This window comes from Paenibacillus paeoniae, assembly GCF_003388735.1.
Lineage (GTDB): Bacteria > Bacillota > Bacilli > Paenibacillales > Paenibacillaceae > Pristimantibacillus > Pristimantibacillus paeoniae.
The window spans coordinates 1-15,974 of the sequence record NZ_QUBQ01000001.1 but is presented as its reverse complement, the minus strand read 5'-3'; the positions used below and the strand labels follow the sequence as shown (position 1 = coordinate 15,974).

At 46.3% G+C, this 15,974-nt stretch carries 6 protein-coding genes, 16 tRNA genes, 1 rRNA gene and 3 pseudogenes; 3 read left to right on the top strand and 23 right to left on the bottom strand.

What is annotated here, in order from left to right:
* Positions 1-82: 82 nt before the first annotated feature.
* Positions 83-385, bottom strand: a pseudogene (locus DX130_RS26780) (M24 family metallopeptidase); the annotation flags it as partial.
* A gap of 659 nt (positions 386-1,044) precedes the next feature.
* On the opposite strand from DX130_RS26780, the gene DX130_RS00125 reads away from it, so the two are divergent.
* A complete protein-coding gene (locus DX130_RS00125; protein WP_116041883.1) occupies positions 1,045-1,851 on the top strand; it encodes a carbonic anhydrase in 807 nt (268 codons plus the stop codon).
* A gap of 155 nt (positions 1,852-2,006) precedes the next feature.
* Here the strand turns inward: DX130_RS00125 and DX130_RS26160 are convergent.
* Positions 2,007-2,221: pseudogene (locus tag DX130_RS26160) on the bottom strand (IS630 family transposase); the annotation flags it as partial.
* A gap of 135 nt (positions 2,222-2,356) precedes the next feature.
* Complete coding sequence (locus DX130_RS00120) at positions 2,357-5,491, bottom strand: discoidin domain-containing protein (protein ID WP_116041881.1); 3,135 nt, start codon at positions 5,489-5,491, stop codon at positions 2,357-2,359.
* Positions 5,492-6,413: 922 nt separating this feature from the next.
* Between DX130_RS00120 and DX130_RS00115 the strand changes: the two are divergent.
* Positions 6,414-6,593 (top strand): annotated as a pseudogene (locus tag DX130_RS00115) (helix-turn-helix domain-containing protein); the annotation flags it as partial.
* Between the two features lie 461 nt (positions 6,594-7,054).
* On the opposite strand, the gene DX130_RS00110 reads toward DX130_RS00115, so the two are convergent.
* Together DX130_RS00110 and hutH are read right to left on the bottom strand one after the other, a co-directional pair.
* The gene (locus DX130_RS00110) at positions 7,055-7,279 is read right to left on the bottom strand and encodes a hypothetical protein (protein WP_116041880.1); all 225 of its coding nucleotides are present in this window, start codon (positions 7,277-7,279) and stop codon (positions 7,055-7,057) included.
* Between the two features lie 788 nt (positions 7,280-8,067).
* Positions 8,068-9,684 carry a histidine ammonia-lyase gene (gene hutH / locus DX130_RS00105; RefSeq protein ID WP_206098747.1) on the bottom strand — a complete coding sequence of 539 codons (1,617 nt, stop codon included), beginning with the start codon at positions 9,682-9,684 and terminating at the stop codon, positions 8,068-8,070.
* 705 nt (positions 9,685-10,389) lie between these two features.
* Here hutH and DX130_RS00095 point away from each other — a divergent pair.
* A complete protein-coding gene (locus tag DX130_RS00095) occupies positions 10,390-12,231 on the top strand; it encodes an ABC transporter substrate-binding protein (protein ID WP_116041874.1) in 1,842 nt (613 codons plus the stop codon).
* Positions 12,232-12,600: 369 nt separating this feature from the next.
* On the opposite strand, the gene DX130_RS00090 is transcribed toward DX130_RS00095, so the two are convergent.
* The 18 genes from DX130_RS00090 to DX130_RS00005 form a co-directional block, all read right to left on the bottom strand.
* Complete coding sequence (locus DX130_RS00090; protein WP_116041873.1) at positions 12,601-13,833, bottom strand: aminopeptidase; 1,233 nt, start codon at positions 13,831-13,833, stop codon at positions 12,601-12,603.
* A 301-nt stretch (positions 13,834-14,134) separates the two neighbouring features.
* A tRNA-Leu gene (locus DX130_RS00085) sits at positions 14,135-14,216 on the bottom strand.
* A 28-nt stretch (positions 14,217-14,244) separates the two neighbouring features.
* Positions 14,245-14,321: transfer RNA gene (locus DX130_RS00080), tRNA-Arg, on the bottom strand.
* A 14-nt stretch (positions 14,322-14,335) separates the two neighbouring features.
* Positions 14,336-14,409, bottom strand: a tRNA-Cys gene (locus DX130_RS00075).
* A gap of 8 nt (positions 14,410-14,417) precedes the next feature.
* Positions 14,418-14,492 (bottom strand) — tRNA-Gly (locus tag DX130_RS00070).
* A gap of 5 nt (positions 14,493-14,497) precedes the next feature.
* Positions 14,498-14,572: transfer RNA gene (locus tag DX130_RS00065), tRNA-Gln, on the bottom strand.
* Positions 14,573-14,605: 33 nt separating this feature from the next.
* Positions 14,606-14,681: transfer RNA gene (locus DX130_RS00060), tRNA-His, on the bottom strand.
* Positions 14,682-14,701: 20 nt separating this feature from the next.
* Positions 14,702-14,775: transfer RNA gene (locus DX130_RS00055), tRNA-Trp, on the bottom strand.
* A gap of 7 nt (positions 14,776-14,782) precedes the next feature.
* Positions 14,783-14,866: transfer RNA gene (locus tag DX130_RS00050), tRNA-Tyr, on the bottom strand.
* Positions 14,867-14,869: 3 nt separating this feature from the next.
* Positions 14,870-14,945: transfer RNA gene (locus tag DX130_RS00045), tRNA-Thr, on the bottom strand.
* A gap of 19 nt (positions 14,946-14,964) precedes the next feature.
* Positions 14,965-15,040, bottom strand: a tRNA-Phe gene (locus tag DX130_RS00040).
* A gap of 14 nt (positions 15,041-15,054) precedes the next feature.
* Positions 15,055-15,131: transfer RNA gene (locus tag DX130_RS00035), tRNA-Asp, on the bottom strand.
* A gap of 35 nt (positions 15,132-15,166) precedes the next feature.
* Positions 15,167-15,243, bottom strand: a tRNA-Met gene (locus DX130_RS00030).
* Between the two features lie 17 nt (positions 15,244-15,260).
* Positions 15,261-15,336, bottom strand: a tRNA-Val gene (locus DX130_RS00025).
* Between the two features lie 67 nt (positions 15,337-15,403).
* Positions 15,404-15,478: transfer RNA gene (locus DX130_RS00020), tRNA-Glu, on the bottom strand.
* Between the two features lie 4 nt (positions 15,479-15,482).
* A tRNA-Ser gene (locus DX130_RS00015) sits at positions 15,483-15,573 on the bottom strand.
* Positions 15,574-15,576: 3 nt separating this feature from the next.
* Positions 15,577-15,652, bottom strand: a tRNA-Asn gene (locus DX130_RS00010).
* A gap of 149 nt (positions 15,653-15,801) precedes the next feature.
* Positions 15,802-15,974: ribosomal RNA gene (locus DX130_RS00005) — 23S ribosomal RNA — on the bottom strand; the annotation flags it as partial.

Below are 15,974 nucleotides of genomic sequence, written 5' to 3'. Positions count from 1 at the left end.
TGTCCAGGCTGGCGAGAAAATCAACAGCATGGACCTGGGTACGCTCAAGCAAAGAGCGGAAATTAGACATTGCGGTTTCATTTTGAACAAGAAAAGAATGTCCCGCAGCCGCATAATAGCCTCCCAATTCTGCAGAAACATCGATATTTATTATATCGCCCGGTTGAATGATACGATCTTCCGAAATTCCAGTGGCAATTTCGTGGTTAATACTAATACATGTGTTGCTAGGTAACTTATTGATTGTCTTAGGTGAGGGCACAGCCCCATGCCTTTTCAAAAACTTTCCTCCAATATCTTCTAACTCCTTTATCGTAATGCCTGCACGTGCATGACGATTCATTTCACTTATCGTCAATGCAACGATTCTGCCAATTTCCTTCAAGGCTTCAATATCAATTGGTGTTTTTTTTGTCAAAAAAAACCCTCCATTCCCGTAAGAATTTAAGACGAATTTATTTTAACACTACAACCCTTTTGATATGTTGCTCATCAATTCGCACATCTCATACCTTGCTTTTATTTCTTCAACGAAATTTCTATTAGAATTTTAATCAGTGTAAGTTAACTACAATTTCTTTATGTACTTGAATACAAATCCTCTGTATAAAAGTGCTGATACAAACCATTTTAACCATCTAAAGAATCTTCAAGTACTTTCGCAGCCCACCTTCCCAGTACTTATGGTGCTATATGATAGACTTTAAATCACGGAAATCATCCTGCAACCATTTTTGAATCATGCTACGGTTAAGAGCTTCGACGGAAGCATTGAGCTGCGCCCGCATGCTTTTTGGCGTCTACCTTTTGAAGCCACAAGCTGTAGAAAATAAAGAGAAACTTGAATCCTAGCGATAAAGCAGGCGAATCGTAAATTGGATTCGCATGTTTTAAGCGAAGTGGTCGCTTTGCCGTATTTCAACCTTTTAAAAACCATCCTAAAAATTTTCACCAGAGCAAAAAAAAAAAATGTACAATTCATTACCAAAACATTCATTTTATGGTAAGCTCGTATTATAAACATAGGAAATGGAGAGAAGTTAAATGAAAACGAAAAAATACTTTAATGGATTGCTGGCTGTCGGTATTGTCCTTTCGATGGTAGGTTGCGCTTCGGGACAGAAGGAGGAAAAAGCTCCGGAAACCCACAGTGAAGCCCCACACTGGTCTTATGAGGGGGATACGGGACCGGAATTTTGGGGGAGTTTGGACCCTGCATTTTCTGCGTGTTCCAATGGTACAGAGCAGTCGCCAATCGACATTGAGCTTGCCAATGTAAAACTAGACAAAACCATAGAGGATATTAAAATCAACTACAAGCCCACTTCATTTACGATTATGAACAATGGACATACCATACAAGCCAATGATGCATCTGGCAGTAATTCTATCATAGTAGACAATGATGAATATAAGCTTGTACAAATGCACTTCCATAAGCCGAGTGAGCATCAAATTAATGGACAAAATTTTGAAATGGAAGGTCATCTCGTTCACAAAAATAGTGCAGGAAAGCTTGCTGTTCTCGGCTTCCTCATTAACGTTGGAAATGAAAATGAAGTATTAGCTGAAATGTGGTCAAAGCTGCCTCCGGAGGAAACAGAAGCGGATATTCATTTAGAAAAATCGGTAGATCTGTTTAACCTGTTACCTCAAGAGAAGAAAATTTTTAGATACAGTGGTTCCTTAACCACTCCATCTTGCTCAGAAGAGGTTCAATGGCTCGTGTTGGAGCAGCCCATTGAACTGTCCAAACAACAAATTGAGGCATTCGCCTCCATATTTCCACATAACAACAGACCCGTTCAGCCACTGAATGAACGACAAGTATCAACTCCTGACGGGCATTAAGATAAGACACTTCAGTGACGTTGGCATTACGGTAGGAACATTGATCGGTGGTTGGTTTATTTCTCAATTGGGGGCGGATCAGCTCATCTAGAGCGGTATCATACTTTTGTTTCTTGCTTTCTTACTGATTATGATAAAAATAGCAATTTTCAAATCAAATCCATCACGTCTTCCATCGCGGCTACGAATGCCGCGTTCTGCCCGGGCGGGATGCACCAACATTTCTTTAGGTGAGGCTTAAGTTCGCTTTTTTTAATTTACGGTCTACCGTATCATAAGACAGGCTGTCGATATAATGAAGTTCGACCGCCTTGTCTGCGAGTAAGCGCAGCGTCCAGCGACTTCTTCCCGCAGGAAGTTCGCTACAACTTGGGCGGTTGATTTTAGCCCCGCGCAGGAACCAGACTCTGCCCCAGTACCTATTCATGAATAACCTGCCTTTTAAATTTAAAATCAGGCTGACGAACGGGATCCCACCCCATTCGCCAGCCTACATCAACGTTTTTTAGTTATACACATTGAATTCCCGGATAGACCACCAGTTGGAAGCGCTTCCTGTTTGTACGATTTTGATATACCTTGCATTCGCCGGGGCCAAGTCGACTGTGATTACAGGACCGAGGCCGGTGCCGCTAGCCAGAGGGCTACCCCAAGTCGTCCCGTCATTCGATACATAGACCTCGAATCCACGTGCGTAGTCATTGTTATTGCCTGTCGAGTTCATAACAACGCGATTGAACGGCTTGATCCCCTTCATATCGACCACAATATATTGTCCGGGCTGCATCGCTTTGCCCGAAGTCCAGCGCGTCGACAGATTGCCATCCAGTATATTCGCTGGCATCCCGTTTACAGGAAAGGTATCGACGGACCATCCTGTCCGGTCAATGGCATTCGGCACTCCGTTAGACAGCGTTGTCGCGCTGGCTGGATTACTATTTGCTGAAGCGTTGCCCGCGGCATCCAGAGCTTTAACCGTATAGACATAGGCTGTCGCAGGCGACAAACCTATATCAGTGTAAGTTGCCGTCGTGACGGTAGCTACCTTCGCACCGTTGCGGTAAATCTCATATCCAGTTACGCCCACATTGTCTGTAGAGGCGTTCCAGCTCAGATTAATTTGATTGGTCGATACAGCTGTTGCCGTTATATTCGTTGGAGCAGTTGGCGCCTCTATATCCTTGTCTTCAGCGTACACATTGAATTCGGAGACAGACCACCAATTGGAAGCGCTATCAGTTTGTACAACCTTGATATAACGGGCCGTTTGTGGATCAAATTCCACAATAATCTTAGTTGAGCCGGTACCGCTTGCTACAGCGCTGCCCCAAGTCGTTCCATCGTTAGATACGTAAACTTCATAACCGCGGGCATAATCGTTATTCCTGTTCGTTTCAATCTGAACGCCATTAAAGGTTTCAGTAGACTTCATATCAACGATAAAATGATCGCCGGGGGCCATCGCTTTATTCGTGCTCCAACGGGTAGATAAGCTGCCGTCCAGCATGTTGGCAGTTGGATCGGCGCCTGGAGGCGTCGCAACCACCGTCCATCCCGCGCGGTTTAAGAGGGTCCTCTTCGTCGTTTCCGTAGCCGTATTGCTCGGTGCCGAGACATTGCCCGCCCCGTCCCGCGCTATCACGTAGTAGGAATAGATCGTCGATGAGGCAAGGCCTGCATCGGCATAAGAATTGGACACGCTTGAAGCGATTTTCGCCCCATTGCGATAAATATCGTATCCGCTGACAAATGAATCATCCGTCGAAGCGGTCCAGGTCAGATTGATTTGGCTATCCGATGCGGCATTTGCCTTCAAATTAGTCGGTGCAGTCGGCGGCTGGGTATCGATGGCTCCACCTACGAATTCGCTCACCGTTTGCCGCATAGCGTCACTAGGCGAGTTGGCATATACCCGATTGCCGACATTGTTGATGACATGTGTAATTTCGCTGCCCGCTTGACCGGCCAGCCAGATAGAAGTCGCGTGATGAACTTTAATTCCCGGCTTATCCGGAACCTCAATAGCACTGTTCAGCTTGATGGGCGCGTCTCGGAAGAAGGAATATACGCCAAGTCCCCAAACTTCGTGTGTATTTACGGAATCCGCAACCTTATAGGAAGCATACCCGTTAATCGTTCCGTTGCTGCTCATCCAGTCCGCTTGATTGGGTACATCGTAAGGAATTTCAGATTGGTAGAAGTAGACACGACCGCCGTTACCATTCCACAGCGTTTGATATTCTCTATGATGCTCATTAAATAAACCATAGATCGTAACGTCGTTGCCGTTAACGATCAGTCCGTTCTTGCTTACATTGGTGTTCCAGCTCGCTCCGGCACCGTGATCGGCCCGCCAAATCCAGAAATGATCGCCGATGACATTATTGCTGTTGATCTGCAAAGCTACATCTGCGCTTCCGACAACGGCGCCGCCGATGCGAAACACCAGATCTTGGAGAGAAGTTGGATTTGCCGAATGATCCGCCGTGCTGCCCGGGGTTCCCACTTCCATGAGTACGGGAGAATGTACCGCGCCCGCGTCCATTAGCAAGCCGGCTACCTTGACTCCGTCTACGTCAGCTACCGAAATAATGGCTTTCCCCGTATCAGGGATTAATGTAGCGAATCCAAGACCCAATACAACGGTATTGGCACGCGTTACCCGAATCGTATCGTTCAAGTGGTAAATACCTGGCGTAAACAGCAGGTTCTTACCCTGATTCAAGGCATTATTAATCGTTGCCGCCGTAGCTGTTTCCGGACGTGCGATATAGAATTGATCGATCGAGATGGAATCCCCAGGCGTCGAGCCGTTTGCCCATGTAACACCCTTAGTATTTGTCTGCAAAGAAGGCACAAAAACCTGATACTGCCCCGCGTTATCGATATACAGATAAGGCTTCTCCCTAACGACAGGCGTACGGTCGACCACGGTGTAAGGCGGATTCGGGAAATTACCGGTCGGCGGCTGGCTGTCCCCTACGAACACCATGTTCCAAACGCCATTAGACCACGAAGCATACTGACTGTTCCGGGAGAACCATTGCTGTTGAGAAGCAGGAACGATTTTATTATCCACGATCGTATCGGCGTTGTATCCACCGCTGGCCCAGCCTGCATTCCAATTCTTGTCGAAATCGAATAAATTCATATTTCCCTGAATATGCATCCGTCTCAACGTTGTTGCTTGCGCTACTGCCCATTGCATCGTACCGTTTGCAGGCTGTATGCTAAAGTTTTCGAGGGAACGCCAGAAATTAAGCGTAGCATTGCCGTTCCACCACTTGGCATCCGTATTCATACTGCCATTTATTTTGACATCTCCAGGATTTTGCCCCAGACCGGACACTTGTGTATAAAATCCAACTTTCACGTCCACATTGTTGTAAGTACCAGGCTTGAACAGCAGTGCATACCGGTTAGTTCCGAATTGACTCGATTCTTGGGTGTTGAAGATGGAAGCGGCCGTGCTCGTAATATCCGCGGACGGCATCGAAGGATCGAATACATACACATTCGGTCCCAGGATCGTGTTGTTGGCATCCCCGATTGGCGCTGCTTCGGATTTTGCAGGATGAAATGAAATGAGACTAGCTGCAATCGCTACAACCGATACCAATGACATCATTTTTTTGAACATTACATTACCTCCTCTAAGATCAACAAAGTGTGGCATCACAAAACTTAAAGTTGGTCCGTCTCCTATGCCTTGCTTAACGTATACGTATCTGCCAATCACCTCCTCATGAAATGTAAGCCCTTTCAAATGAAAGTTTGCGCAAGTGACAGTTCTTTCCCCAAGAAACATGGACTGCGCGATTGGTATGACTTACTAGTTGTACATGGGGCAAAACCTTATGTCCCGTACTTTCTCTTGTTGCACGAGGATTATTATGATAACGCATACATTCAAAGAAAGAAGCTACACTGATCATAAGACATTCATTGCATGAAAAAAAAGGAACTATGTTTACCTTAAATAAAAAATATTTACCAATTGTCTTAAAATAATGCTTTCTATAATTTCGCTTGCAGAAAATATCTTTCGTTTTCTGATTAAATTAAAAAAATTGATATCATTGTTGACCGAATATTAATCTGGGGAATATTGTTCTTGTCTTGACCATTTAAAAGAGATGAAGAAGATCGCGTGGGATATTGGTTTGCTATGTATAAGGCGTATTTTTCTACCGTTAAAAATGATACTTACTTGGATGTTCTGTACAAATAGGAAGAAGGACTGCATTTTTGAAGAAATCGCATCTGTAACGATGGAATCAGCTCTTGGAATTAGATATGTAAGCCCCTGGACGGTTATTTCGATATAAATGCACGATTTATTTTTGATCAGTGCTTTCCGCATAAGCATCAAAAAGCTGTCGAGAAACTCTCGACAACCAGCTGGCACATCATGGCGCCGTTTTTTATATTGCAAACGGCCATAACTTAATTATAAGACGAATTGTCGTATGAAGTGCGACAGCCAAATACAAAGAAGCCCATGAATGGATTCGTGTAAAATGGAAGTCACCACAACACCATTTTCTACAGAAGAACCCAACATGAGCTACTCCCATCTTAGCATAATGGAGCGTGGACAACTAGAGACTCTACATCGACTAGGCTGGTCGACAAGGGCTATCGCACACCACCTCCATCGTCATCACTCGACGATTGCACGAGAAATCGTACGTGGGCAGGACAAGCAACGATACGAAGCTGCAATCGCACAGGAAGCTTACTAAATGGTAGAAAAGGAGTCGTCAACCCGGTAAAATGTTTGTACCCCTACAAACCAACCGTTCCTACGTTATTTGGCACGACAGAAAATGCCGTTTACGGTTAACTGTTCACGGCACTGATCGTTTTTGTGCTACTCAAGTGGCTATTTGATGGGGCCAAGCAGACCTTGCCCTGCCGTGCTGAGCTCTCTTTTGTTCGATTTGCTCGCTTGCTTCTTCTTGATCGGCTACCTGCTGAATGGTTAATACGCATTCATCGCATGATAAACCTGAAAAGATAGTGATTTATCCTATTATATTATCGTTGTGAATTATCGCAGTGTTCTGACCTTGCCATTAGAAGAAATGGGGCGATGTGCATGGAAACACCCTCGCCCCACATCTTATATGGCAAAACCGCTTCATTTTGAGTTTCAGTTGCACCGTTGTTGTCCTTTTTATGCTTATCCACGCTTGACGAATTATTGATGTCTAAGCATAGACATGATCTCACTAAATTGCTCCAGGATATTTTTGGAAGAAAACCTATAAAAACTACTTCCTTCAGCAGGCGGACCCGTAGCGATAATATGTTGTTGTCCCGGCAGAACCGTATCAGCAAGAAATATCATAACAAATTCGTATCCTGCCTTAACATCGCCTTTTAGCGAACGGACAACAGCGACTGAAATGGTATATAAATCCATTTGAAACCGTTCCAAGAGTATGAGTATGTACATTGATGCTACCAGTGCCAGACCAAAATCCTACTTTATTTATATTACCGCCGCCAGTAGTAGCATTAATATCTTGTTGCCAAATCCAATACACCCAATGGGCGTCAAGGGTAAAGTTCCGGCAGCAGGCACATTGATACTAACAGATGCTTCGGGTCGGAAGATTGGGCCAGTTGAAACCCGCGAAAAGCCTTGTAGAATCAAGGTTTTTCGCGGGTTTTTATGTTTTTATCAAGCCCCTCAAGGGTCACGCAGCAATAACTCAAAATGATACCGTTTTTAGACGACGTAAAGAACTCGGAAAGAACTTTTGATAGAACAGCCCCGCTCCCTATCATTGAAAAATGGACGGGGCGAATGCTCCAGGGAGAGTAGTAAATATGTCAAAGACGGCTGTCATCACCCTTGCAAATCAAAAAGGTGGAATAGGAACAACCACTACTGCCTACCAAGACATAGTCAAGATATTGTCCTACCTAAAGCAACTAGTGCCTTCGAAATTCTATCTGGTCATAGTCGTCTAATTACAGCTTGAAGCATGCAAAGAAAAGCCAAACAAAGACGAGGCAATATAACTGCACTTGAAATTACAAATCTCAAGTAACGATGAAAATGAAGAAGGTGTCCCACCGGGACACCTCGGAAAAGTGTGTTTGAAATTTACGAAAAATACGGCTCATCATCCACTGCTTCAAGATCTTCTTTTTTTACATTGCTCCACTACCATACTTCTTTATATGTGTTGAAGCGTAAATTCCTTAAACCAGTTGTCCGATTGAAATTTCGACTTTTCCCACGATCTCGCCGGATTCGGCAAGCTTGATAGCCCCTTTGGAGAGGGCAGGCATGTAAGTATCATTGTCGGTAAAAGGAATGGCATCCAGCAACACGTCATACGCGATTTGCGTACCCGCTCCCAGCTTGAACTCACCCAGTACGTCTCTTGTAATATAGATCGCTCTTGATGCCAACAGGTACTCGATGCCAAGAATCTTCGGCAGATTATCGATGATTTGCTTCGTCTTCCGACATGCCCAAGGCGCCATGCTGACATGGTCTTCCTGATTACTCTTGGTCGGTATTGTGTCTACACTTGCAGGAAAGCATAATGTTTTGTTCTCGGAGGCGATCGCTGCGGCTGCACAGGAGATGACAGGATATCCGCAATTCAATCCTGCCGGCTCCCCGGCAAGCATCGGAGGCAGGCCATAGTTAAGCGTTGAATCGCATAACGCAAAAATTCTCCGTTCCGATATGTTCCCAATCTCCGCCAGGCTCATAGCGACGATGTCCATCGCGAATGCAATCGGCTCGCCGTGAAAATTACCTCCGCTTAAGAAGTCCAACTCACCCTCATCGTTCCAGAATACAAGTGGATTATCCGTAGCGGCATTGATCTCTCGTTCCAGAATTTCTCTGACGTAGTTCAGGTTATCCCTGCAAGAACCATGCACTTGCGGCAGGCAGCGAATGGAATATAGATCCTGAACGCGCGGCTGGTATTCCAAATGCAGGACGTCGTGCTTAAGATGAACCTTTCTTGCCTCCTCCGTCGTGCGCTCGCTGTCCTTGACCAACTTTCTAATGTTGCTCGCGCTGTCGATCTGCCCTTTTTGCCGTCTGACGCGGTGGATTCTCTCATCGAACGCCGCCATTTCTCCGCGCATCGCTTCAATGCTTAACGAAGCGGAAACTTCTGCTTCTTTCAGCAACTTCGCAGCGTCATGATAATTAAGCACGGCCATCCCTGCAAACATCGTCGTACCGTTAATAAGCGCCAAAGCGTCCTTCGCTTTAAGCTCGAATTTGATCGGATGGATACCCGCTCTTCTCAACGCTTCAGGAGCAGACAATATTTCACCTTTGTAGTAGGCTTCGGCCGCATCAAATCCGATAAGAACGGAGGCCATATGTGCCAATGGGGCGAGATCGCCGCATGCGCCGACGGAGCCTTGCACCGGAATGACAGGGTGTACGCCTTTGTTCAGCATTTCAACCAGCCTGTCCATCACTTCAATCCGCAATCCCGACACGCCTTGGCAGAAGGCATTCAGCCTTACCGCCATCGTCGCCCTAACGACTTCCTCGGAAGCAGGCTCACCAACGCCCCCGCAGTGCGACAAAATAATGTTTCGCTGGAACAAATCATTGTCTTCGACCGAAATGTTGAAGTCCTTCAATTTGCCTACACCGGTATTAAAGCCATAGATTGGTGGAGCATCACTTCTGATCCAGTGTTTATCAATATATTCTCTGACCTTAATAATTTCATTTCTGCTGGATTCCGCTATTGTAACCTGAGCATGGTGTCTGGAGATATTGACGATATCTTCAATCTTTAAATTCTCTCCATCCAATATGATTTCGCTCATCATTCAATCCTCCTACCAATTAAGTTTATTTCTATTATATAAAAGCTCGTTTCTTCTTTCGCTTCGTTTCTAAGTGTAAAAAAGTGCAGATATCCTGTCAACACTTTTCTTATAGGCTTAGTAGGAATTGATCGCTGGACCTGATGATGGACATTCCGATCACCACCTTCTCCGTTGGCCGCAACCGTGAGCAGAAAAACCAGGTTGCGAAGATTACGGATAATTAACAGAAACATAAGCAAGCCCTGTATTCCCTCTGCACGAGGATCACATCCTCAGCAACATGGAACAAAGGGCTTTTTCTTGTGTATCTATCAGCCATCGACAATGACAGGCCACTGCCCCGCCCGAACCTCTACGAATTCCGACCGTACTAGGTCGTACGAATAGATGATTAACATGAAATAAACATTTCATTTTTATTATTTGTAAAATTCTAACGTTGACAATTATAAAACCCCAAAATAAAATATACTAAACACATCGGAATTATCAATTATTGATTGTCGATTATCAAAGATGAATAATCGAGATTTTCTGGGAGACGGACTACGCGATGCCTTTGAGCCAAAACTTGATTAGAGAACGTAGCAGCACCCTCATTTCCGTAACCTCATTCATATTCAACTGGTTTGACGCTACCAAGCAGAACACGAAAGATGCCTGAATGTGAGTTAAAAATATATTACAATCTGGGAGGTACTCACAATGAAACACAGAGGAAAAGCGTTAACTTTATTTCTACTCATTCTGACTCTAGTGCTTAGCGGTTGCCAGCTAACAACGAAGAAAGAAACTTCCGAGTCGCCATCGGCTTCGGCTCCCTCCTCGAATCAGCCAGTTGTCGACAATAGTCCGGTAGATATCGAGCTGCTTACGATGAGCTCCTACGAGGCGGACGCCAATATCATTCGCGATCAGTTAACGAAGAACGGCTTTAACGTTAAGCTGAACTTGCAACCCGACTATGGCAGCTTTAAAGGACAGCAGGACGCCGGCAACTTTGATATTGCTCTATCCGGTTGGACTACCGTAACTGGCAACCCCGATTATGCAGTGCGTTCGCTATTCAAAACTGGAGGCGACAACAGTATCATCTCCGATCCGGAGATCGACGCGTTGATCGACAAAGCCTCGACACAGACGCGAGATCAGTACGTCGAAACTTATAAACAACTGGAGCAGAAGCTTGTATTCGATAACGCCTACATCGCGCCGGTATATAACTCCCTGAAGGGGCAGGCATTCAATAAGAATGTGCTGAATCCGGATTCTATCCGCATTTCGAAATCCCGCTCCCTTCCATGGGAAGAGGTTGATTTTAAAGATACGTCCAATCGCGATTCGCAGCCGCTCATTCTGCAGCAGAACACTTCGACGCTGACGTCCTTGGATCCAATCAAGGGCAACGACGGTTCCATCAACGTACTGAATACAAACTTGTATGTCAGACTGGTTAACCTTACGGATGACGACCATATTACTTCCGAAGGATCTCTGTCGCTCAATCACGCCATTTCCGAAGGTAATACGGATTACTATTTTATTTTGAGAGACGACATTAATTTCGCGCAAATTAAAGATAAGCGTGCCGTAGATACCGGCGAACGCGTTGGCGGAGACGACGTTATCTTCTCCTTGCTTCGCGCCAAGAACAAAAACTCCGTACCAGATCACCGTACGTTCACTCTCCATGAGCATATTGGCAAGGTGGAGCTGGTAACGGATCTCGCGGAGCTGGAAGCGGCGAAGGTGACGGGAAGCAGTACTACCGTGAAGGACGCGCTGGAACAAGGACTAAGCTCCAAAATTACGCAATTGGTTGCGGATAAAAAGCTCTCGAACAACAAAGAAGGCAAATATGAAGTTATTAAGTTGACGTCCACCAAGGCGTTCCCGCAGGTATTGAACTACTTGGCTCACCAATCGGGCGGGATCGTATCCAAGAAGCAGGTCGAGAGCATCAACACGTATGATGTGGCTAGCTTCGATGTGAACAAGGATATTCCTTATGGCGATCAGAACACTGTCACTGAAGGAGACCGTTACAACAATACGCTATATACAAGCGGCCCGTACATTCTTTCCTACAAGAACGACTACGAGGGTGTATTCCTGAAAAATCCGGGCTACTTGAAAGGAACGAAGTACGAGCCAAAAATTTCTACCATTAAGGTACGCTTCATTAAGGATGCAGACAGTGCTTTGTCCTCCCTGCGTAGCGGAGAAATTGATTTGTTATACGGTGTTTCCGAAACGAAATACGATATCGTGAAGGGCGACAGCAAGCTGATTCTGCAAACTTTACAGGGCAACGCAGTAGTTTACATGTTGTTCAATACAGCTGCCAACCGTCCAGTAGGCACGAGCGTCGATCTGAGAAAAGCTGTGCTTTACTCCATCAACCAAGAGGATTTACAAGCCTTCTACGGCGGCAACAAGATCAAAGCAGTCTCCACGGTAAGCCCGCTGGTGAACACCGGACTTGAGTTGGTCGCAGACGCTGCGAAAGTCAAAGAGTACCTGAACGCTTACAAAGCAAGCAAATAAGCAGACTGTCAATACCAGTTATAAGGGCATGAGATCGGTATTATACCGGTCACATGCCCTTTCTTCTATTCCTGCTTCAAAATTTACGACCTCCCACGTCCGCATGTAGTGACACACATGTATGGGGAATAGTCGGAAGGTTTGACGTGTAGAGGCGGACGTATGCTCACCGAAGGGAGCAGATTGGAATGTGGGATGTATATAAAATGCGATGAAAGGTTCAATACGGGGCGAGTTGGACGATTACCGTGCTTGTGCTCAGTTGCGGCAGGTTGTGTTCCGGCTTCGAAAGGTTTCCCCCAAGATCCAGCTTGGATTTTAGGGGACTGATTTTTCCAGGAAGGTCGTCATGCGTTTCTTTTGTTTAAGTTAAAACGCCCAGTTACCTTTTCGAAACACCTGCTCAGTCGTGCCATCTTCTAGTATGCCGTCGATATCCATTTCTGCGGAGCCAATCATAAAATCGACATGGGCAAGACTGTCATTCAGTCCTTGCGCTTCAAGCTCTTCCTTGCTCATTGTTTTTCCGCCTTCAAGACAGAAAGCTAAGCCTTTGCCGATAGCAAGGTGATTGGAGGCATTTTCGTCAAATAACGTGTTATAGAAAATCAAGTTGGTATCCGAAATTGGCGACTTATGCGGTACCAATGCTACCTCGCCAAGAAATTGCGAGCCTTCATCCGTTTCAATAAGTCCTTTAAGCGTATCATAGCCCTGATCAGCGTCAAACTCGACGATTTTGCCGTCCTTGAAGGTCAGACGAATATTTTCAATCAGATTGCCGCCGTAGCTAAGTGGCTTCGTGCTGGAAACGGTGCCGTTCACGCCTGTTTTCAACGGGACGGTAAATACTTCTTCCGTCGGCATATTGGAAATAAACTGGATACCTTGCGCGTTCGGGCTGCCAGCGCTTACCCAGCGGTGTGAAGCAGGCAGTTCGATCGTAAGATCCGTGCCTGGCGCAGTATAGTGCAGTTTTTTATATTTGCGTTCATTGAGACTCGCTGCTTTTTGATCAAGCGTGTCGGTATGCGCTCGCCACGCTTGTACGGGATCATCAAGGTCGGCGCGGGTCGCTTGAAAAATCAATGCCCACAACTTATCGACCCGATCGTGCTCCGCGACTTCAGGGAACACCTTATCTGCCCACGGCTGGGAAGGCACTGCTACGATGGACCAACTGACTTTATCCCCCATCTGATAGGTGCGGAAAGGCTGGAGAGCTGTGCTGGCGGCAATGTTCGCAGCTTTAATACGCTGAGGTTCAATGTCCTGCAGTAGATCCGGATTAGCTGCGATGATCCAGAGAAAGGCAGCATTATTTTTGGCCATATCTGCCCAACCATCGGCACCAAACTGCGGATAGTAATTAAAAGAATTGGCAGGGGCAAGCTCATAACGTGTGCGGATCACTTCATCATCGTGCCATTCGACATGGACATATTTGGCACCAACCTCGTAGGCTTTTCGCACGATCAGCCGCACATAATCGGACGCTAGAATTGGGGCAGTAACGACAAGTGTCTGGCCGGGCTGTACGTTGACACCCACTTTAACGACGAGCGACGCATATTTTTCAAGGCTTTTCTGAAAGTCGTTCATGTGAAGCCCTCCTAAAGTTTTGTGAAGCTTATTCTCCTGAATCGTCGTCATAACAAATCTTGCTTTGGAAGCATCAGCGTCGTTTATGTAAGAAGGGCGGAACAATCACATCAAGGCTTACCAGCATCGGCGCTACTTTACTTGTAATCAGGAGTGCTACAAGGCTGGCCATTTAATTGAATGTAATCGACTCCGTTTACCGAGTTAAAAAGCTCAACCTCTAAATTTTAGATTGAGCCTTTAAATCTAAATAAAAAAAGTTCATCAGATATAGTATCTAATGAACCATTAGTTGTTGTATTGGTACCGGCGAGAGGACTCGAACCTCCACGGTTTCCCACTCGATTTTGAGTCGAGCGCGTCTGCCATTCCGCCACGCCGGCACATATAGGGTGTTGCATTTTAAAGAAGTGGCGCGGCCTAAGAGATTCGAACTCCTGACCTTTTGATTCGTAGTCAAACGCTCTATCCAGCTGAGCTAAGGCCGCACACTATGAGATTGTGGAGGCGCCACCCAGACTCGAACTGGGGGTAGAGCTTTTGCAGAGCTCTGCCTTACCACTTGGCTATGGCGCCAAAATAAATGGAGCGGAAGACGGGAATCGAACCCGCGACCCTCGCCTTGGCAAGGCGATGCTCTACCGCTGAGCCACTTCCGCATTAATGGCTGGGGATTCAGGGATCGAACCTGAGAATGACGGAGTCAAAGTCCGTTGCCTTACCGCTTGGCTAATCCCCAACAATATATTTAGTTTCTGATAAGGTGTAAAAATGGGGCGATCGAGGGGAATTGAACCCCCGAATGTCGGATCCACAAACCGATGCGTTAACCACTTCGCCACGACCGCCATGGAACACCTTATAAAATTGGCAGGGGCAGCAGGAATTGAACCCACACCAAAGGTTTTGGAGACCTTTGTTCTACCTTTAAACTATGCCCCTAGGTAAATGGTGGAGGATGATGGATTTGAACCACCGAACCCGAAGGAAGAGATTTACAGTCTCCCGCGTTTGGCCACTTCGCTAATCCTCCATGTGGTGCCGTCGAGAGGACTTGAACCCCCAACCTACTGATTACAAGTCAGTTGCTCTACCAGTTGAGCTACAACGGCAAATTCAATTGTTGAAAAATGGTGGCTCGGGACGGAATCGAACCGCCGACACGAGGATTTTCAGTCCTCTGCTCTACCGACTGAGCTACCGAGCCTGATGATGTTATAATGGCGGAGCTGACGGGATTCGAACCCGCGGTCTCCTGCGTGACAGGCAGGCATGTTAGGCCTCTACACCACAGCTCCACATCATATGTACCCGGATGTCTCCGTTGGTAAATTGGTTGCGGGGGCAGGATTTGAACCTGCGGCCTTCGGGTTATGAGCCCGACGAGCTACCGGGCTGCTCCACCCCGCGTCATTAAAAAGCAATTATGGTGGAGGATGACGGGATCGAACCGCCGACCCTCTGCTTGTAAGGCAGATGCTCTCCCAGCTGAGCTAATCCTCCATGTTGAGCGACTTTTATATCTTATCATACTTCTCTATAAGATTGCAAGTCTTTTTTTTAAGAAAGTTGGTGACCCGTAGGGGATTCGAACCCCTGTTACCTCCGTGAAAGGGAGGTGTCTTAACCCCTTGACCAACGGGCCTTACTGGCAGAGAGGAAGGGATTCGAACCCTCGATACGCGATTAACGTATACACGATTTCCAATCGTGCTCCTTCGACCACTCGGACACCTCTCTGTATGGCTCCCCGAACAGGACTCGAACCTGTGACAACTCGATTAACAGTCGAGTGCTCTACCAACTGAGCTATCAGGGAATATGGATGTTTTTCGATGATTATGCTTCCTGAATCGCTTCAGAAAAGACAGAACCATGAACTACAAGGTTTGCACCTTGAAAACTGGATACGAAAGTATCTGTTTTTTCACTTTAGCTTGTCTGTGGCTTGTATGAACCACAAACGATTAGGATAAGCCCTCGACCGATTAGTATTCGTCAGCTCCACACATTGCTGTGCTTCCACCCCGAACCTATCAACCTCGTCGTCTTCAAGGGGTCTTACATACTGGGAAATCTCATCTTGAGGGGGGCTTCACGCTTAGATGCTTTCAGCGCTTATCCCGTCCGTACTTGGCTAC

Bases quoted from the DNA above. Each gene is read 5' to 3' on its own strand.
- DX130_RS00090 (WP_116041873.1), bottom strand. From the start codon at position 13,833: ATGAACGACTTTCAGAAAAGCCTTGAAAAATATGCGTCGCTCGTCGTT.
- DX130_RS00120 (WP_116041881.1), bottom strand. From the start codon at position 5,491: ATGTTCAAAAAAATGATGTCATTGGTATCGGTTGTAGCGATTGCAGCT.
- DX130_RS00110 (WP_116041880.1), bottom strand. From the start codon at position 7,279: ATGGATTTATATACCATTTCAGTCGCTGTTGTCCGTTCGCTAAAAGGC.
- DX130_RS00125 (WP_116041883.1), top strand. From the start codon at position 1,045: ATGAAAACGAAAAAATACTTTAATGGATTGCTGGCTGTCGGTATTGTC.
- DX130_RS00095 (WP_116041874.1), top strand. From the start codon at position 10,390: ATGAAACACAGAGGAAAAGCGTTAACTTTATTTCTACTCATTCTGACT.
- hutH (WP_206098747.1), bottom strand. From the start codon at position 9,684: ATGATGAGCGAAATCATATTGGATGGAGAGAATTTAAAGATTGAAGAT.